This window comes from Pyxidicoccus trucidator (assembly GCF_010894435.1).
In the GTDB taxonomy this organism is placed as follows: domain Bacteria; phylum Myxococcota; class Myxococcia; order Myxococcales; family Myxococcaceae; genus Myxococcus; species Myxococcus trucidator.
In genome coordinates, this window is sequence record NZ_JAAIXZ010000003.1 from 520,082 (window position 1) to 537,434 (window position 17,353).

Annotated in this window: 16 protein-coding genes and 1 tRNA gene; 16 read left to right on the forward strand and 1 reads right to left on the reverse strand. The window is 69.3% G+C overall.

Annotation, left to right across the window (positions count from 1 at the left end; all coding sequences use genetic code 11):
• Positions 1-370 precede the first annotated feature (370 nt).
• The 8 genes from G4D85_RS12135 to G4D85_RS12170 all read left to right on the forward strand — a co-directional run bounded on the left by G4D85_RS12135 (position 371) and on the right by G4D85_RS12170 (position 6,129).
• Entirely contained in the window at positions 371-826 is a 456-nt protein-coding gene (locus tag G4D85_RS12135) for a ribosome-binding factor A (protein WP_164011330.1), read from the forward strand.
• Positions 823-1,980 carry an RtcB family protein gene (locus G4D85_RS12140; RefSeq protein WP_164011332.1) on the forward strand — a complete coding sequence of 386 codons (1,158 nt, stop codon included), beginning with the start codon at positions 823-825 and terminating at the stop codon, positions 1,978-1,980. Before G4D85_RS12135 ends, G4D85_RS12140 begins: the two co-directional genes overlap by 4 nt.
• A 270-nt stretch (positions 1,981-2,250) precedes the next feature.
• Positions 2,251-2,324 (forward strand) — tRNA-Gln (locus G4D85_RS12145).
• A gap of 63 nt (positions 2,325-2,387) precedes the next feature.
• Positions 2,388-2,915: a non-proteolytic archaemetzincin-like protein gene (locus G4D85_RS12150; RefSeq protein ID WP_164011334.1), complete on the forward strand. Its 528-nt coding sequence runs from the start codon at positions 2,388-2,390 to the stop codon at positions 2,913-2,915.
• Positions 2,916-3,016: 101 nt separating this feature from the next.
• Positions 3,017-3,988 carry a TolB family protein gene (locus tag G4D85_RS12155; RefSeq protein ID WP_338052890.1) on the forward strand — a complete coding sequence of 324 codons (972 nt, stop codon included), beginning with the start codon at positions 3,017-3,019 and terminating at the stop codon, positions 3,986-3,988.
• 86 nt (positions 3,989-4,074) lie between these two features.
• The gene (locus G4D85_RS12160) at positions 4,075-4,770 is read left to right on the forward strand and encodes an alpha/beta hydrolase (RefSeq protein ID WP_205525519.1); all 696 of its coding nucleotides are present in this window, start codon (positions 4,075-4,077) and stop codon (positions 4,768-4,770) included.
• Between the two features lie 147 nt (positions 4,771-4,917).
• Positions 4,918-5,388: an ankyrin repeat domain-containing protein gene (locus G4D85_RS12165; RefSeq protein WP_164011340.1), complete on the forward strand. Its 471-nt coding sequence runs from the start codon at positions 4,918-4,920 to the stop codon at positions 5,386-5,388.
• A gap of 186 nt (positions 5,389-5,574) precedes the next feature.
• Positions 5,575-6,129, forward strand: coding sequence for a DUF2378 family protein (locus G4D85_RS12170; RefSeq protein WP_164011342.1), 555 nt, complete (start codon positions 5,575-5,577; stop codon positions 6,127-6,129).
• 47 nt (positions 6,130-6,176) lie between these two features.
• On the opposite strand, the gene G4D85_RS12175 is transcribed toward G4D85_RS12170, so the two are convergent.
• Positions 6,177-8,384 (reverse strand): (Fe-S)-binding protein, encoded by a 2,208-nt coding sequence (locus G4D85_RS12175; RefSeq protein ID WP_164011343.1) that lies wholly within the window; start codon positions 8,382-8,384, stop codon positions 6,177-6,179.
• Between the two features lie 577 nt (positions 8,385-8,961).
• Here G4D85_RS12175 and G4D85_RS48840 point away from each other — a divergent pair.
• The 8 genes from G4D85_RS48840 to G4D85_RS12210 all read left to right on the forward strand — a co-directional run bounded on the left by G4D85_RS48840 (position 8,962) and on the right by G4D85_RS12210 (position 17,336).
• Positions 8,962-9,126, forward strand: a complete 165-nt coding sequence (locus tag G4D85_RS48840) for a hypothetical protein (protein WP_205525520.1) — start codon at positions 8,962-8,964, stop codon at positions 9,124-9,126.
• 226 nt (positions 9,127-9,352) lie between these two features.
• Complete coding sequence (locus G4D85_RS12180; protein WP_164011345.1) at positions 9,353-9,685, forward strand: hypothetical protein; 333 nt, start codon at positions 9,353-9,355, stop codon at positions 9,683-9,685.
• 112 nt (positions 9,686-9,797) lie between these two features.
• The gene (locus G4D85_RS12185) at positions 9,798-11,525 is read left to right on the forward strand and encodes an AAA family ATPase (RefSeq protein ID WP_164011347.1); all 1,728 of its coding nucleotides are present in this window, start codon (positions 9,798-9,800) and stop codon (positions 11,523-11,525) included.
• Positions 11,522-12,190 carry a DUF4276 family protein gene (locus tag G4D85_RS12190; RefSeq protein ID WP_164011349.1) on the forward strand — a complete coding sequence of 223 codons (669 nt, stop codon included), beginning with the start codon at positions 11,522-11,524 and terminating at the stop codon, positions 12,188-12,190. Before G4D85_RS12185 ends, G4D85_RS12190 begins: the two co-directional genes overlap by 4 nt.
• A gap of 206 nt (positions 12,191-12,396) precedes the next feature.
• A complete protein-coding gene (locus G4D85_RS12195) occupies positions 12,397-13,653 on the forward strand; it encodes a vWA domain-containing protein (RefSeq protein ID WP_164011351.1) in 1,257 nt (418 codons plus the stop codon).
• Positions 13,654-13,852: 199 nt separating this feature from the next.
• Positions 13,853-16,162 (forward strand): protein-disulfide reductase DsbD family protein, encoded by a 2,310-nt coding sequence (locus G4D85_RS12200; protein ID WP_164011353.1) that lies wholly within the window; start codon positions 13,853-13,855, stop codon positions 16,160-16,162.
• Between the two features lie 31 nt (positions 16,163-16,193).
• On the forward strand, positions 16,194-16,778 hold the full coding sequence (locus tag G4D85_RS12205; protein ID WP_164011355.1) for a thioredoxin family protein: 585 nt from the start codon (positions 16,194-16,196) through the stop codon (positions 16,776-16,778).
• An 84-nt stretch (positions 16,779-16,862) separates the two neighbouring features.
• Positions 16,863-17,336, forward strand: coding sequence for a GNAT family N-acetyltransferase (locus tag G4D85_RS12210; RefSeq protein WP_164011357.1), 474 nt, complete (start codon positions 16,863-16,865; stop codon positions 17,334-17,336).
• Positions 17,337-17,353 lie beyond the last annotated feature (17 nt).

Below are 17,353 nucleotides of genomic sequence, written 5' to 3' on the forward strand. Positions count from 1 at the left end.
GTGTCAGGAACTCCCGGGCCCGTGCGTCCGTGACGGCGTTGACGTGGGTGTGGCGCGAAGGCGCCTTGCCGGTGAATGAACGCGAGTCCGTGCCGGAGCCCGTGCGCGGCGGGAGGTGTGCCATGGGGACTGCAATGAACGGTGTCTCGGGTTGCTCCTCGCCGTGTGCGCCTGTCCGGGTCTGACCTCCTCCCTCGCGAAGCCTGAGCGCTGAGTGGGATGGAGCGGGTCTCCGCTTCCTGGAGCCGCATGCGCGCGCGGAGCCGTAGCCGCCGTGCATCCGGCCGGCGTGTGCCTTGCGTGTCTCGTGGCGTGACGCCCGGGACGCACGGAGCCCACGCGCGGCCTGCTGAAAACCGTTCGTCCACTCATGTCTTCTTCCAGGAATCGCCGTCCCCGAGCGCCTCGTGGGCGCGAGGGCTCCTCGCTGTCGTCGTTCCCGTCGTCTCCGTCCGAAAACCCGTCCGCGCGCCACCTGCGCGTGCAGTCCTCCCTGTTCCAGGAGGTGTCCCTGCTCTTCCGTGGCGAGCTGTCCGACCCACGGCTCGAAGGCGTCTCGCTGTCGTCGTTCGAGCTGTCCCCGGATGGCCGCCTCGTCCGTATCGGCTACACGCTGACTCCGGAGTCCGCCGTCTCCGGCTCCCGCGCCGTGCAGGAGGCGCTCGAACACGCGAGCGGCTACCTGCGCTCGCAGCTCGCGCTCCATCTCAACCTGAAGCGGGTGCCCCAGCTGCGCTTCATCTACATCGGCGTGGCGGAGCCCCAGCCGGACACGCCCGAGCCGGGCACTCCCGCTGACTCCGACGAGGAAGGGGGCGAGCGATGATGCCCCGCATCCTCCAGCCGGAGCCCGGCGCCGTGCCCATCCTCGTCTGGGCCCGCGCGCTGCCCCCGGGCGCGGAGAAGCAGCTCCGCCTCCTTGCCGCCCAGCCCTACGTCGTCGAGCACGTGGCCGCCATGCCGGACGTCCACATGTCCTCGGGCGTCGCGGTGGGCACCGTCTTCGCCACCGCGCACCACGTCGTGCCCGGCGCGCTGGGCGGTGACCTGGGCTGCGGCGTGAGCTCGTACCGCTTCCCCCAGCCCGCCGCGCTCCCGGGGCGCGACGTGCTGGAGCCGCTCCTCGCGCGGCTGGCCCGCGAGGTGCCGGTGGGCGACTCCGTCCATCGGGGCGGGGGCGTGCCCCTCCCGCCCGGGCTGGAGTCCCCGCCGCTGTCCACCCAGAAGCTGCGCCACGCCTGGGAGCGGCTCGCGCCGCGACACCTGGGCACCCTTGGCGGGGGCAACCACTTCCTGGAGCTGGACCGCGACGCGGAGGGAGACGTCTGGCTGCTCCTGCACACCGGCTCGCGCGGGGTGGGGGCCGCCATCGCCGACCACCACCTGCGCGTGGCCCGGGCGCTCGGTGAGGGCAGCCTGCCCGCGCTGAGCACGCACACCCCCGAGGGCCTCGCCTGCCTCGCGGACCTCGACCTGGCCTGCCGCTTCGCCCGTGCCAACCGGGACGCCATCGCCGCGCGCGCGTTGCCCCGGGTGGCCGAGGTGCTCGGCGTGTCCCCGGACCCGGCGTCCACCCTGGACGTGCACCACAACCACGTCGCCACGGAGGTGCACGGAGGCCGCACGCTCCACGTCCACCGCAAGGGCGCGGTGGGGCTGGAGGCCGGGCAGCGGGGGCTCATCCCCGGCTCCATGGGCACGGCCTCCTACGTGGTGGAGGGCCGGGGCGAGCCCCGGGCCTTCCGCTCCTGCTCCCACGGAGCGGGCCGCGTCCTCACCCGGACCGAGGCCCGCGTCCGCATCCGCCCGGCCGCCCTGGAGCACGCGCTGCGCCGCGTGGTGTACGACCGGGGCCGCGCCGCGTCCCTCGTCGAGGAGGCCCCGGCTGCCTACCGTGACATCACCGAGGTGCTGGAGGACGAGGCCGACCTCGTCACCCCGCTCCTGCGCCTCACGCCCCTGGCCGTCCTCAAGGGCTGAGTGAGGGGGGGGCCGGCCCCCCCGCGCCCCTCCACCGGCGAGGCGGCGCGGGGCCCTTTCCCCCGCTGGGGAGGGGCCCGGCTTCACTCCAGGTCCAGGCCGACAGTGACGCGGGGCCTGGGTTCGGGGGGAGGGGGGAGAGCCACTCCGGAAAAGGCGCCTCCGGGCGGGTCGGATGGCGGACAAGGCCCGGGAGCCATGTCAGGGTGGGTTCCCGCGCCCGTCGGGATGCCGTAGAATCGGGCACCAGAAGTACACGTGCGAACCTGCTGGGGCGTCGTCTAATGGCAGGACATCAGACTTTGACTCTGATTATCAAGGTTCGAATCCTTGCGCCCCAGCCACTCCGCTCCGGGGGGACGCGGTAGCAAGCGCGTCCGTCCGCGTGCATGAAGGACGGTGGCCCGATGCCGCAGAAGACGCTCCTGCTGGTCTCCGTGGGTAGCCCATCGGCCTCCCTCTTGAGGGACTTGCAGGACCCGCTGGCGGCGCACATGAGCGTCCAGACGGTGGTGGCCCGAACGGCCCTGCCTTCTCCGGTCTACGCCTTCAACAAGGACCGGGGGCAGTACCACTGCAACGCCATCATGCGGCGGCTCACGCCGATGCTCGAGCCCGGCCAGCATGTCGTCATGGGCATCACCGACGTGGACCTCTTCGTTCCCGACTCGCCCTTCGTCTTCGGCGAGGCGGACCGCGAGTCCAAGACGGCGGTGATGAGCATCTTCCGGCTGCGCCAGGGTGCGGACGGAGACCACCTGCGGCGCCGCATCCAGTCGGAGGTGGTGCACCAGGCGGGGCACCTGCTCGGGCTGTCCTACTGCGAGGACCCGCGGTGCGTCATGTTCTTCGCCCAGACACCCCAGGACTGCGACCGCAAGCAACTGTCGCTCTGCAACATGTGCCGCAACGAGCTGCAGAAGCTCAACCGTTGACACCTCGCGGGGCTTTGAATCTCCCGTGACGCGTTGACGTCCGACCCGGCGCGCCCTGTAGTACAGGGCACTCGAAGCGGCCGGAAAGCGGAGTGAGAGCGATGACGGGCATGCGGCGGTTCATGGGTGGAGTGCTGGCGGTGGGCCTGCTGGGCGCATGTGAGCCCACGGACGACGGCGGTGGCGGCACCACCGGTGACGTCCTCTTCACCGAGGGCTTCGCCTTCGTGCGCGAGGACGACCGCAACGTCTTCGTGGTGGACGACGACGGCGACCCCAACAGTCCGCAGCGGCTGACCACCCGGGGCGGCGCGTACTGGCCCGCCGTGTCGCGCGATGGGCGCAGCATCGTGTTCGTCCAGCGCACCGGCTCCGCCACCTCGCTGCAGACGGTGCCCACCTCGGGCGGTACCACGGCCACGCTGTTCAGCTCCGGCGACGCGGCGTGCACGCGCGGCTGCACCAACTTCCGCACGCCCACCTTCAGCCCCGACGGCCGCAGCGTCGTCTTCGTCTTCTCGCCGACGGGCAGCTCCGTCACCTCGCTGGGCCGGGTGAACACGGACGGCAGCGGCTTCCAGGAGCTCACGCCCAATAACACCATCTCCTACGGCGCGCCGACCTTCGTGCCCAACGGGAGCGCGGTGATTGCGCCCGCGGGCAGCAGCCTGCGCCAGCTCAATCAAATCGCGCGCGTGCCGCTCGACGGGTCGACCCCCTTCTCCAGCTCGCTGGGCAACGAGGCGCTGGCGGTGGAGAACCGGGTGGCGGTGTCACCGAATGGCTCGCAGGTGGCGTTCGATGCGCGCCTGTCCTCCGGCAGCATCCGCATCTTCGTGGCCTCGCTGAGCGCCACGGGGGTGGGCAACGGACAGCGGGTGACCGACCTCACCGCCGCCAGCGTGCAGGAGACCTGGCCCAGCTGGACGCGCTCCAACCAGGTCGGCTTCCTCTTCTCCGACGCGAGCGGTAGCGACCCCGGCATCTACCGCGCGGGCGTCGGCTCCGGCACGACGAGCTCGGTGTCGCTCTCGGTGCCCAGCGCGGCGGAGCCCTCCTACGGTCCGCTGTAGTGCCGCGAATCGGGCTCCTCCGACGGGCCCTGCTTTCGGGGCTCCTGCTCCTGGGCGCCGCGTGCGCGTCCGGGCCCGGGGTTCCGGTGGCGGGCACCTCTGAAGCCACGGGGCTCGCGGAGCCGCCAGCCGGACTCCGCCTGCACACCGGCGCACCGGAGGGCGGGCTGCCGTACCGGTTGCTCGTGTCCGAGGAGGCCACCACCGCGCGGCCCCATCGGCTGGTGGTGTGGCTGCATCCCTCGGGCGGAGACGGGCTCGCGCTGGTGGAGCCGCTCGCGGGGGAGCTTGCCCGGAGGGGCTTCGCGCTGCTGACGCTGTCGCGGAAGGACTTCTCCGGCTGGCGGGGCGCGGACGCCAACCGGGTGATGCAGAAGGCGGTACCGGACGCGGCGGCGCGAGTCCCCGGCGTGGACGCCCGACGGCCGGTGCTGCTGGGCTTCAGCGCGGGCGCGCAGATGGCGCTGGAGCTGTGGTCCGCCCGTCCCCAGGCCTTCGGTGGGCTGGTGCTGCTGGCCGGCGCGCCACGCTTCTCGCGCGGGGGCGAGTCCACGCCTCCGGCCGGCTCCGCGTACACGCGCGTGCCGTTGCTGGCCCTGGTGGGAGAGGGGGACGGGGACGGCCCCGCCCTGTGGCGCCGTGCGTCGGAGACCTGGCGCGCGGCAGGCGTGCCGCTCCAGGCGCGCGTTGTGTCCGGCCTGGGACACGAGTGGCTCCTGAAGGACCCGGTCGAGCGGGACGTCGTGCTTGGCTGGTTGGCCGCGCTGCCTCCGGTGGAGTGAGTCGCTCCCGGGCGTGGCTCCTGGCGGAGCGGGAGGGGGGTGCTCGCCCGCCGGGCCGCGCTGCCTCCGGTGGAGTGAGTCACGCCCGGAGCGGCTGGCGTCCGGAGCCGCGAGGCGCGATGCTGCCCCTTGCCTGGAGGTGGGTGGATGTCCCTGTTCGATGCAGTGCTCGCGGGTGACCGCGAGGCCGTGAAGTCCCAGCTGGCCGCCAGGGCGGACCCCAACCCGTTCGACGCCGAGGGGCGCACGCCGCTGATGGCCGCCGCTCGCGCGGGCCGGGCGGACATCGTGCGCCTGCTGCTGGAGGCCGGGGCCGACCCCGAGCTGACCGACAGCCTGGGCGAGACGGCGCTCATCATGGGCGCCGCCCATGGGCACGCCGAGGTCTGCAAGCTGCTGCTGCCCCACGCGAAGGACGACGAGAAGGACCTCGCGCGCACGCTGCTGTCCGGCATCGGCATCACCGACCTGCGCACCGAGCCCTCCGTCCCGCCGCCTGACAGCCTCCACCGCAAGCTCGCCTCCGCGGGCGCGTACGTGGCCGGCAAGCTGGGCGATGACGGGCCGACGAAGCGGCTGGAGCGCGCCCTCCGCTCGGAGAAGCCCCGCAAGCCCTGAGCCCGGCGTCCACTGCCGGACATTCCTGCACCGCGGGGCCTCCCCTGTGACGGCAGTAACAGGGTTTCTTCACATTTCCACGAACAGCCGGGGGCTCGCACAGGGCCGCCGGGGGTGTGCGTGGCGAGGTGTGCCAGGGAGAGGCGCCGGGGCCGGCCGGCCTCATGCTCGTCGCGGAGCCGTGACATGGGGACGCCAGACACCCGCCTCATCTACAGCGGCACCGTGCAGGGACTCTTCCACCTGTCCCTGAACGGGAAGCTGTCCCCGGCCGCGCGCAACGAGCTGCGCGACGCGGGGCTGGACCTGGACCAGGACCTGCTGCCGGCCTACGCCATCACCACGTGGCTGAAGTGCCTGGACATCGTCCTGCGGGACGTGTGGCCGGACAAGGAGCGCGACGAGGCGTGGCGGCTCCTGGGGCATGCCCTCATCGAGGGGCTGACCTCGACGATGCTGGGCCGGGTCATGGTGGCGGCGGCGCGCGCAATGGGGCCCCGTCAGTCACTGTCGCAGTTCAACCGCGCGTTCCGGGGCTCGGACAACTACGTGGAGCTGCGGCTGACGGAGCGGTCCCCCGGGGTGTGCGAGCTGTGGATCAACGACATCCTCGACCGGACGCACTACTACGTGGGCATCCTGGAGGCGTCCATGAAGATGATGGGAGCGCCCGGGGCCCGGGTGATGGTGCTCCGGAGGGAGCCTCCCTCCTGCGTCTTCCTCATCGAGTGGAAGGTGTGAGGCGGTGACGGACCTCGCGGGCCCGTCACCGGCTCACGGCTGTTGCTTCACTCCGGCTTGGCGCTCACCGTCACGCCGGGCGTCACGCTGCCCGCGCCCTTGCGCGTCTCGACCAGCGAGTCGGCCACGAGCTCGGTGATGTCCTTGATCTTGATGTTCTCGCCGCGCTCGGTGTCGTTGACCGCGTCGTTGAGCATCGTCGAGCAGAAGGGGCACGCCACGGCCACCACGCCGGTGCCGCCCTTCTCCTTGTAGTCGCCCACCATGCCCGGCTTCTTCTTGTCCGCGGCATCGGGGTACGGCGTGGACGGGTCCTCGGCGTGCTTCAGCGTCAGCGCCGCCTCGTTCAGGCGGTTGTGGTTGATGCGCGTGCCGATGTGCTCCTCCATCCACATGCGCCCGCCGCCGGCGCCGCAGCAGAAGCCCTCGCGCTTGCTGCGCTGCATCTCCACCACCTCGAGCCCGGGGATGGCGTTGAGCACCTCGCGGGGCGCGTCGTACACGCCGTTGTGGCGGCCCAGGTAGCAGGGGTCGTGGTAGGTGAGCTTCGTGTTCATCACCGCGGAGAGGCGGATGCGCTTCTCGTTCAGCAGCTCGTTGATGAGCTGCGTGTGGTTGATGACGCGGTACTCACCGCCGAACTCCGGGTACTCGTTCTTGATGGTGTTGAAGCAGTGCGGGCACTGGGTGATGACCGCCTTCACGCCCATCGAGTTCCACGCCTCGATGTTCGTCTTCGCCATCGTCTGGAACAGGTACTCGTTGCCCATGCGGCGGGCCGAGTCGCCGTTGCACATCTCCTGCTTGGACAGCGTGGCGAACGACACGCCCGCCTCGCGCAGAATCTTCACCAGCGAGCGGCTGACCTTCTTCTGCTTGTCGTCGTAGCTGCCCGCGCAGCCCACGAAGAAGAGGTACTCGTACGGGCCGCCACCGTCACCCCAGGTGGGCAGCGCCAGGTCCTCGGCCCACTCGTCGCGCCGGTCCTGTCCGATGCCCCAGGGGTTGCCCTGGCGCTCGATTCCCTCGAACACGCGCTGGATTTCGGGCGGGAACTCCGCCTTCACCTGCACCTGGTAGCGGCGCATGTCGATGAGGCGCGGGACGTTCTCGATGAACACCGGGCAGGCCTGCTCGCACCAGCCGCAGCTCGTGCACGCCCACACCGTCTCCGCCTTCAGCGCCGAGCCGATGATTTCCGGCAGCGGCTCCTTCGTCTTGTTGGGGCCGTAGCCCTCCTCCGCCCACTGCTCGTTCTCCCAGAGCCAGTGCTTCAGGTCCTGGTTGACGCCCTTGTGCGTGAGCGGCTTGCCGGTGATGTACGTGGGGCAGTGCGTCTGGCAGCGGCCGCACTCGGTGCAGGAGTAGAGGTCCAGGCCCTGCTTCCAGGTGAGGTCCTTCACCGTGGCGGTGCCGAACTCCTCCTTCTCCAGATTGGGCGTGGGCAGCTTGCCGGTGGAGTGGGTGCGCTGGAAGAAGACGTTCGGCAGGCCGGTGATGATGTGGAAGTGCTTCCCGAGCGGCAGGAAGTTCAGGAACGTCAGGATGATGCCGAGGTGAATCCAGAACCCGGCCGCGCCGACCACATGCGCGGCCTGGTCGCCCAGGGGCATCATCGCCAGGCCCACCGCGCTGGTGACGGGCTCCCACCACACGAGCGAGGCCGCCGTCTGGGGCACCTGGGTGGCGCCCATCTGCGCCTGCGCGGCGTTCGCGGCCACCATGTGGCTGCCGCCGAAGAGGAACTCCGTAATCATCAGGCCGGAGATGAAGCCCAGGATGAGGTACGCCTCCCAGGAGACCGTCATGCGGTCCGGCTTCACCTTCCAGCGCGTCCAGACGAAGTAGGCGCAGCCCACCAGGGCGAGCGCGGCGACCACGTCCTTGATCAGCAGGTAGACCTTGTAGGCGCCGAGCAGCGGGCCCGCGTCCGCCCAGACGGGGTGGCCCAGGTCCGTCAGCACCTCCAGCGCCGTGGACGAGAAGCCCATGGCGAAGAGCATGACGGTGCGCAGCGCCAGCACCATGAAGGCCGCGTAGATGAAGACGTGCATCAGGCCCGGGGTGAACTCCTCCGGGTCCACCATGCGCTTCTGTCCGAGCCCGAAGAGCGCGAGCCGCTTGAGGCGCAGGGGGAGGTTGTCGAACCGGTTCTCCTTCTTCATCGCGAGCAGCACGCCCACGCGACCAGACATGGTCATCACGAAGATGGGAACGGCGACGGCGAGCAGCAGGCCGGTGATGATGGGACTCATGGGCTCTTTGAGACCTCTGGGGGCGCGCTCGGCGGAGAAGACCCGGTTAACGCAGCGCGACAAAGCTCGAGTTCAGGACAACCCTAACAGGGGTGATTCGCGAATCAAGCGCCGTGCGGCGCCCGGTGTCCGGCAGTGGAGCACAGGGCCGAGGCCCCCTGGTGGGGAACCCGCCAGCGCACGAATTTACTGACTGGGGCCTTGCCAGAAGCCCGCTTGAAAATCGGGCGGCCGTCAATCCTGTAGAGGCTCCAAGCGTGAAGCCGTGGACATACGGTGTGTGTCTTCCGCGCGGGGAGACCAACCTTGGACCTTGGTGCAAGTGCCTGGAATCACGTGCTTGGCTGGCGCTGAGCAGGCAGGCGGGCGTGCTGCGGTCGCCGGGCCTCAAACTTTCGCGGGCCGAGGGCTTTACAACGCGGGACGACATGGTCAATCTGGTTGGTAAATCGGTCAACGCTTGCATGGTCGGGCACCACATAGGGTGGGCTCGAGTCGACCGAACGGAAGGCGCCCGAGGGGCGACGAGCCGCGAGGCCGTCCACTTCACCCAGGCGGAGCGCTGAAGGAGCCGGGCATGGTTCAGCACGACGACACCACGTACATGGACGACGAGGGGCTGCCCTATGTGGACCGGGGCGACGACAACGAGTCGGATGGCGTGACCCAGGCTGATGGCTCGACGGGCGGCCGGTGGGGCTACAACGAGGAAGCGTGGGGCGGTTGGCAGGCGGCGGAGTGAGACGGGGCCCCCGCGGCCCGCGGACGCGCGGGGGCATTCCAGTTGCGATTGTCACGGGACGTAGGCAGCCCGAGCGGCGGCTCCCTCCACGGTGAGCCCCCGGGCCTGAAGCTCCCAGACGGCAGCCCCCGGCGGGTGGCCGTCATCTTTCCCTCCAGGCAGCCGTCACTGTCCCGCCCGGAAGTCTTGCGCCAGGCTTGCGCGAGGGCCGGTGAGCGGAGGGCGTATGAAGGTGCTGTGGTGCTGGCGGTGCAAAGCGGACGTCCCGATGCTCGACGAAGAGGAGTTCTCCCGGGTGTGGCCGCTGTACGTGGAGGGCATGCAGAGCATCAAGGCGATTCGCCTAGCGGAGGACGAGGCGCTGTCCCGCGACATGGTCAAGGCCGGGCTGGCGAAGGCGAGCGCCGAGTTTGAGCGGCTTACCGGTGTTCCCGAGACGAGCATCGATGCGGTCAGCCATCACCGGGTGAGCCGTTTTGGCCCGCCCTGTGCGACGTGTGGCAAGCCCCTGCGCACCCCCCAGGCGCGCCACTGCGCGGCGTGTGGGACGCCCCGCTGAGGTCGGCCGGGCTAGAGATACATGAAGGAGTTGCTGGGCTCTAACTGTGTATCTTTTCTGTTGGGACGCTGTGCCATAATTTACCTTTTCACTGGGACCAAGGAATACGGCGATGACGCGCGAGCTAGACGGTAGTGGGCAAAGACCTGAAGAGCGCGTCATTCTTCATGCGCTCACATTCCTGCGGCAGCATCAACGCTTTCTGTCGTACGATGAATTTCTAGCCCATCATTCGGCTGACGAGCCCATCGCCAAGAGCCTGATGAAGGCGGGGTATTTAGTCGACTTTCCTCATGTCGTTTCACCTACCTTGGCGGGCTTGGTGAAGTATGGGGGAAGTGAAGTGGATGCTGAGCTCGCTACATTCAGGCGGCTGCTGCCTTTTTGGCGCGATGCATACCAAAAGGAAGCTACGCGTGTATGGAGTCAATCGGAACTTGCGGCTATGGCAGGAATGCCTTTGGCTGAGGCATTTGTAAGCATCTCCTTGCTGGCCTCTACGTTGGGCGTGATTGAGAGCGCTGGAATCGGTAGGTTTGGTGCTGGTAGCTACCCATACCGCATTCGCCGAGCCGTGCTCTCCGAGGAAGCGATTGAGGCTAGTCTCGCTGAGCGCACTGAAGGCGATGAGTTCGGTCCCGAGGTGCGGTTGATTGATCTGCATGTGGATGGTTACCGGGCCCTGGATAAATTCCAGGCTAGCTTTGGGGCGTTGACCGTAATCATTGGCGCGAATGCATCAGGCAAGTCATCTCTCTTTGACTTGCTGGCGTTCATCGCTTTCGCGGCGGAGAATCCGCTACCTTCGGAGATTGACCCCCGCAGTGTTGGAAAATCTCTGTTCCATCTAGGCTCTCCTGAGCGTTTAGAGCTTGCTATGGTGGTCGACCGAGGGAGTCCGAGGCTGCTTCGATACTCACTTCAATTAAGCGGTCCTGTAGGTAGTCCTAAGATTGCAACTGAATCGCTATCTTCGCTATCTTCGCTGTCAAATGCCGAGGACAAAGGCCACTGGCTTGAGGTGGGGCATTTTCTGGACTTCAAAGGTGGACAAGGTCGTGTTCTGAGCGCTCGGGCCATAAGAGGGGGGGCTCCGAACGACATGGCTCACTCATGGAAACTTCCCTCGAATGAGTTGGCCTTGCGAAGGGCGCTTGATCCTAACCTGATACCCATAAACAACTTCCGAGACTATGTGACGGGATGGCGTTTTTACTCAGGGTTCGACGTAGGTGCGGCCTCGGCCATTCGACGTCCCGTGCTTAGTGAGCCCAACCCCACACTCAAAGAGGATGGAAGCAATCTCTCGGCGGTTCTTTTTTATTTGAAGACAGAACACCCAGAGATATGGGAGGAACTGGAGACGCACCTGCGCTCGGCCATCCCATCGTTCCAGTCACTTACAGTAAAAGCTCGCGGCGGACCGGGAACGGTTATTGGCATCTGGCGAGAAACTGGTGTGAAGGGCGAACTAACGCTCGCGGACTTGTCGGACGGTACGCTCAAGTTCTTGTGCTGGGCGACGCTTTGCCTGTCGCGCAAGGCTTCGCTCATTTGCATCGACGAGCCAGAGTTGGGGCTCCACCCACGCGTGCTGCCCGTGCTTGCCGGGCTACTACGTAAAGCCTCTTCGGAGTCACAACTCCTTGTCTCTACACACTCGCCCTATTTCCTCAGCCAGTTCTCGCTGGAGGAACTCGCGGTGATGAAGAAGGTTGACGGGCGCGCGGTGTTCGCCAGGCCCGCTTCCAACGAGAGCCTGCGGCGCGAAATCGAAGAACTCGGGAGTGGGGAACTGGCCCGGCTCCACATCAGCGACGAGCTCGAGGTCCGTTCGTGAGGATTCTGGTCTACGTGGAGGGCCCTGGGGACCGTGCCTCCCTGGAAAAGCTCTTCCGACCCCTGGTGGAGGAGGGACGCAGGTCGAAGGTCAGCCTCACCCTTCATCCCGCGGGCGGGAAGGACTGGATCCTCCACCAGCTCGGGAGGACGGCCGCCAACCACCTCAAGAGCAACCCGGACGACTACATCTTCGCGCTACCGGACCTCTACCCGATGGCGAAGTACGCCCGTACGCCCGCGGCACACGGCTCATTCGCCGAAATGAAGACGCTCCTGCTGGGGCGCTTCCGTGAAGCCGCGGACAGGTATGACCTGCCCGACGCGGTGCGTTCACACTACCGCGTCCACTGCCTCAAGCACGACCTGGAGGTCCTGTTGCTCGGAGCCCCGGACGTGCTCCGGAGGCGGCTGGGGACGGATGACGGCATCGAGAAGAACTGGCGCAAGCCGCCCGAGGACCAGAATGACCACCAGCCTCCAAAGCGTGTGGTGGAGCAACTGTTCCACAAGTACCGGAAGAAGACCCCCTACACCGAGACCATCGACGCTCCCTGGATTCTCGAACGCGCTTCGGCCGAGGAGCTCTGCCGGGCCTGTCCCCAGAACTTCCGGCCGCTACACAACGAACTGAGCCGGCTGGTGCGTGGGGAACCACCAGAATAGGGCGCTCGGTGTGGGTCTCTCTCGCCTCATAACGCGCCCCCCTTGCCCGGAAGCCCGACTCCCGACATCCTCGGTGCCTGAAGCCTTCCCGTGGGAGCCCCCGCTCCCGGGGCGTTGTGGCCCATGAGACTTCCGGCGGCGAGGGGCGTCATTCCTCGCAGAGAGATTCGCGGCACGATGCCTCGTGAGACCCCGGGGGAGTTCGGATGAAGCAGACGGCCTGGGCAGTGGAGCGCGATGCCGAGCACGGCCGCGAGGTGCTCCTCCTCGTCACGCTGGAGGCGGACGCCGACGCGCCCCGCGCGCCGGTGGCCATCAACCTCGCGCTGGACCGCAGCGCGTCCATGCGCGGCATCCCCCTGCTGTCCGCCGTGCAGGCCGCGCAGACGCTGGTGGAGCGCGCCAGCCCGCGTGACTACCTGGGCCTGCTCACCTTCGACGCCGAGCCCGAGCAGGTGCTCCCCATGCGCGCCATGGAGGCCAACGCGAAGGCCCAGTTCCTCAAGGTGCTGTCGCGGCTGGAGTCCGGCGAGGGCACCGCCCTGCACGAGGCCGTGGAGCGCGCCGCCGAGGCGGGTCGCCGCGTGCTCGTGCCCGGCGCCCGGCCGCAGGTGCTGATGCTCACCGACGGCGAGCCATCCGTGGGCCCGTCGCAGCTGGCCGAGTTCAAGACGCTGGGCGCGCGCGTGGCCGAGTCCGGCGTCATGCTGCACGCGCTCGGCCTGGGCCGGCACTACCTGCCCGACATCCTGGAGGCCCTCACCAGCCCGTCCGGCACCGGCTTCGTCCATGTGGACGACGCCGAAGGTCTACCCATGGCGGTGGGCCAATTGGGCGCGGAGCTGTTCGGCGAGGTGGTGTCCGACGCGCGCGTGTACGTGCTGCCCACGGGCTTCGCCGACCTGCGCTGCCGCCACCGCTACCCCGCGCGCGTCGAGGGCGACGCCATGAGCGCCACCCTGGGCGCGGTGTCCCAGGCCTTCCCCCGCCGCGTCCTCTTCTCCGGCCTGCTGGGTTCGGCGGAGTGGAACATGGGCGTGTCCACGTCCTTCACCGAGAACGGCGACACGCGCCGCATCACCATTCCGGTGACGCGCATCCTCCCGGACAGCGACCAGGGCCGCTACGTGCGCGCCGTATCCGCCGAGCTGGAGCTGGTGGCCGCCGAGTCCGCCGCGTGGAAGGCCCTGGGCCGCCGGCACCAGGACTCCGCCGAGCGCGCGCTGCAGACCGCCGACATCGCCCTCTACAAGCTGGCCCGGCTGGGCGCGCCCGAGGTGCCCGCGCAGCGCCACGTGGAGCGGCTAGCCGACCTGCGCCGCTTCCTGGAGCGCCGCGCCAACCAGCAGCCCGCCGCGCTGGTGATGCGCCGCGCGCACTCCGAGGTCTCCCGCATCACCATGAGCCGCGTGGGCCCCGCCCTGCCCGCGCCGGCGCTGGTGCCCTGGAAGTCCGAGGAGTAGCCGCCGCCCGCCCGCCTGCCCTTCTCCAGGGCGGGGCGGGCCTTCTCCCACCTCCACGTAACCGCCCGTACTCCGGCTCCGTACGGAAGAGCGGGCGGCGGAGCGCCGGGGAATGCCCGCCTGCCCGGATGGTTCATTCACGTTGGAGACCCGTGCCCTTCGCTGGCGGCCCGGCCTCCGGTGGGTTAACGGGAGGCGCATGAGGCGTCAGCAGTCGAAGAGGCTCGGCCAGGTCGGTGTCGTGGGTTTGCTCCTGGTGGCGGCGGTCGCGTGGGCCGAAGTGCCCCCGTCCGCCGTGGGCACCGGAGCGCCCGACGAGGGTGACCCACGCGTGGAGGCGACCCTGCTGGTGGATGCCACCCAGGTGAAGCCGGGCGACGCGTTCCGTGTCGGTGTGCGCTTCCGGATGGACCCGGGTTGGCACATCTACTGGAAGAACCCCGGCGACTCCGGGCTGGAGACGGACGTCACCTGGGACACGCCGGGCTCCACCGTGGGGCCGCTCCAGTGGCCCTACCCGCACACCTTCCGCACGCCGGACGGCTTCATCACCACCCACGGCTATGACGGCGAGGTGCTCCTCTTCGCCCAGGCGCGCGCCGCCGAGGACGCCAAGGGCCAGCTGCAATTGTCCGCCGCCGCCGAGGCGCTGGTGTGCGAGGTGCACTGCATCCCCGCCGAGCTGATGCTGACGCGCAGCGTGCCGGTGGGGCCGGAGACGGTGCGGGCCGCCGAGGCCGTGCGCGCCTTCGACGCGGCCCAGGCGAAGGTGCCCCGCCCGACGGCGGACACCGGCCACACGGTGCAGCTCGCGCTGGACTCGAAGCAGCTCACCGCCGGCCAGGACTTCACCGGCACCGTCACCGTGACGGGCCCCGGTGGCGCGCCGCTGCCCGCGCTGCAGGGGGACTTCTTCACCCCCGACCGCATCTCCGGCGTGGCGAGCGTGGGCCTCACGGCCTCGGGCCCCGGCCGCTTCAAGCTGAAGGGGAAGCTGGAGCCGGACGCGCCGGAGAAGGAGCCGCGCCTCTCCGGCGTGCTGCTCCTGGGCTCGGCGGCGGCGGGCTACCTGCCGCTCGCGGTGGATGTGCCGATGGCGCCCGTGGTGGCTGGCGCGGTGGCCGCGGGGCCCGCGACGGTGAAGCCTCCCTCGGTGAAGGACAGCATCGCCGCCGTGAAGCCGGTGGCGGCCGTGGCTCCGGCGGTGCCCGTCGCGGCGGACTCGTCCGTGGGGCTGGGCCTGGCGCTGCTGTTCGCGTTCCTCGGGGGCGCGCTGCTCAACCTGATGCCGTGCGTGTTCCCCGTGCTGGCGCTGAAGGCGTACGGCTTCACGCGCATGGTGCAGCAGGAGCAGGGCCGCGTGGGCGCGCACACGGCGGCGTACACGGGCGGAATCGTGGGCAGCATGCTGCTGCTGGCGGGCACGGTGCTGGTGCTGCGCGCGGGCGGCTCCAGCGTGGGCTGGGGCTTCCAGTTCCAGGAGCCGCTCTTCGTCGCGGCGGTGAGCGCGATTCTGGTGGCCTTCGCTCTCAACCTCTTCGGCGTCTTCAACGTGGGCCTGGACGGCACGGCGCTGGTGGGCACGGTGGACCGGAGCCACGGGCTGATGCACAGCGCGGGCGAGGGTGTGCTGGCGGTGGTGCTGGCCACGCCCTGCTCGGCGCCGCTGCTGGGCACGGCGGTGGGCTTCGCCTTCGCGGCGGGCCCGCTCACGGTGCTGGCCGTCTTCACCGCGCTGGGCCTGGGGCTCGCGCTGCCCTTCTGCGTGCTGGTGCTGGTGCCGGGGCTGGCGAAGAAGCTGCCCAAGCCGGGCGCGTGGATGGAGCGCTTCAAGCAGGTGCTGGGCTTCGCGCTGCTGGCCACCACGGTGTGGCTGGTGTGGGTGATGGGCGGGCTGGCCGGCGTGGACGGCATGGCGCGGCTGCTCGCCTTCCTCGTCGCGGTGGGGCTGGGCACGTGGCTGTATGGCCAGTCGCAGGCACAGGAGGGCGCGCGCAAGCTGGCCATGGTGGCGGTGGCGGGGCTGGTGCTCGTGACGTCGGGCCTGATGTCGCTGCGCTTCGAGGAGTCGGCCCCGGCGGCGCCGCGCGCCTCCTCGGCGGCTCAGCCATGGGACGCGGCGGCGGTGACGGCGGCGCTGGAGGCCGGGCAGCCGGTGTTCATCGACTTCACGGCGGACTGGTGCCTCACCTGCAAGTTCAACGAGCGCACCGTGCTGGCGCGCGAGGAGGTGCGCGCCGCCTTCTCCGAGCACCATGTCGCCTTCTTCGTGGCCGACTGGACGCGCCGCGACGCGCGCATCACCGCCAAGCTGGCCGAGCATGGCCGCGCGGGCGTGCCCATGTACCTGGTGATGAGCCCCGGCGCTCCGGACAAGGCGGAGGTGCTGCCCGAGCTGCTCACCGCGGAGCTGGTGGTGGACTCGGTGAAGCGCGCGTCGGAGTGCTCCCCGGCGCGAAAGAAGAGTGGCTCGAGCATCGTCTGTGCCGTCGGTTTCCCACGACCCTGAAGAAGCAGTCCAAATCCAGAGGAGGAACGCCATGAAGCAGGTCTTCACCGCACTCGCGCTCGGTACGCTGTTCGTGGGCGCCCCCGCCTTCGCGGACGCCGAGGTGGGCAAGCCCGCGCCGGCCTTCACGCTGAAGGACGAGACGGGCAAGGAGCACTCGCTGGCGCAGTACAAGGGCAAGGTCGTCGTCCTGGAGTGGACCAACCCCGAGTGCCCCTTCGTGCAGCGGCACTACACGGCCGACACCATGGCCACCACGCTGAAGGGCTTCGACGCGAAGAAGGTGGTGTGGCTGGCGGTGGACTCCACGGCGCACAACACGCCGGAGAAGTCCGCGGCCTGGAAGAAGACGGAGGGCTTCACCTATGCCGTGCTCCAGGACGCTCCCGGCACGGTGGGCAAGTCCTACGGCGCGAAGACGACGCCGCACATGTACGTCATCGATGAGCAGGGCGTCGTGCGCTACGCGGGCGCCATCGACGACGACCCGCGCGGCAAGAGCGACAAGAAGGTCAACCACGTGAAGACGGCGGTGGACGCGCTGCTCACCGGCAAGCCGGTACCGGCCGCCACCACCACGCCGTACGGTTGCTCGGTGAAGTACAAGAGCAGCTAGGTTTCACCCCGTATGGGATGATGACCGGAGGCCCTCGTCCCGACGTGGACGGGGGCCTTCTTCTTTCCGAGCGAGGAGCGCCGCATGAGCACGTGGAACATCCGCAAGGCAGGGGTGGAGGACCTCGAAGAGGTCGTCCGGCTTCGGCGTGAGTTGATGCGCATCTTCGGAGGACTGACCGACGCGAACGCGGCGGCCTGGGAAGTGGCCACCCGGCGCTACCTGAGCACGGCCCTGCCCGGGGGACGGTTCCACGTGTGGCTTGCCTTCATGGAGGGCAAGGCCGTGGCGTGCAGCGGGCTGGTCCCCTTCGAGCGGCCGCCCGCGGCGAACCACCTGAGCGGCCTGGAGGGCTATATCCTCAACATGTACACCGCGCCCGCGTGGCGGGGCCGGGGCATCTCTCGCGCGCTGATGAAGGAGTTGATGGCCTTCGCGCGCGAGGCGGGCCTGGCGCGGCTGTGGCTGCATGCCTCGGAGGAGGGCAGGCAGCTCTACGAGAAGCTGGGCTTCGCGCCCAACCCCATCGCGCTGGAGTGGACGCCGGAGGGGGCGTAGCCCCGGGGCTCCCGCTG

Excerpts from the sequence above, each read along its gene's own strand:
- G4D85_RS12135 (WP_164011330.1), top strand. The coding sequence starts at position 371 with ATGTCTTCTTCCAGGAATCGCCGTCCCCGAGCGCCTCGTGGGCGCGAG.
- G4D85_RS12140 (WP_164011332.1), top strand. The coding sequence starts at position 823 with ATGATGCCCCGCATCCTCCAGCCGGAGCCCGGCGCCGTGCCCATCCTC.
- G4D85_RS12150 (WP_164011334.1), top strand. The coding sequence starts at position 2,388 with ATGCCGCAGAAGACGCTCCTGCTGGTCTCCGTGGGTAGCCCATCGGCC.
- G4D85_RS12155 (WP_338052890.1), top strand. The coding sequence starts at position 3,017 with ATGACGGGCATGCGGCGGTTCATGGGTGGAGTGCTGGCGGTGGGCCTG.
- G4D85_RS12165 (WP_164011340.1), top strand. The coding sequence starts at position 4,918 with ATGTCCCTGTTCGATGCAGTGCTCGCGGGTGACCGCGAGGCCGTGAAG.
- G4D85_RS12170 (WP_164011342.1), top strand. The coding sequence starts at position 5,575 with ATGGGGACGCCAGACACCCGCCTCATCTACAGCGGCACCGTGCAGGGA.
- G4D85_RS12175 (WP_164011343.1), bottom strand. The coding sequence starts at position 8,384 with ATGAGTCCCATCATCACCGGCCTGCTGCTCGCCGTCGCCGTTCCCATC.
- G4D85_RS48840 (WP_205525520.1), top strand. The coding sequence starts at position 8,962 with ATGGTTCAGCACGACGACACCACGTACATGGACGACGAGGGGCTGCCC.
- G4D85_RS12180 (WP_164011345.1), top strand. The coding sequence starts at position 9,353 with ATGAAGGTGCTGTGGTGCTGGCGGTGCAAAGCGGACGTCCCGATGCTC.
- G4D85_RS12185 (WP_164011347.1), top strand. The coding sequence starts at position 9,798 with ATGACGCGCGAGCTAGACGGTAGTGGGCAAAGACCTGAAGAGCGCGTC.
- G4D85_RS12195 (WP_164011351.1), top strand. The coding sequence starts at position 12,397 with ATGAAGCAGACGGCCTGGGCAGTGGAGCGCGATGCCGAGCACGGCCGC.
- G4D85_RS12200 (WP_164011353.1), top strand. The coding sequence starts at position 13,853 with ATGAGGCGTCAGCAGTCGAAGAGGCTCGGCCAGGTCGGTGTCGTGGGT.
- G4D85_RS12205 (WP_164011355.1), top strand. The coding sequence starts at position 16,194 with ATGAAGCAGGTCTTCACCGCACTCGCGCTCGGTACGCTGTTCGTGGGC.
- G4D85_RS12210 (WP_164011357.1), top strand. The coding sequence starts at position 16,863 with ATGAGCACGTGGAACATCCGCAAGGCAGGGGTGGAGGACCTCGAAGAG.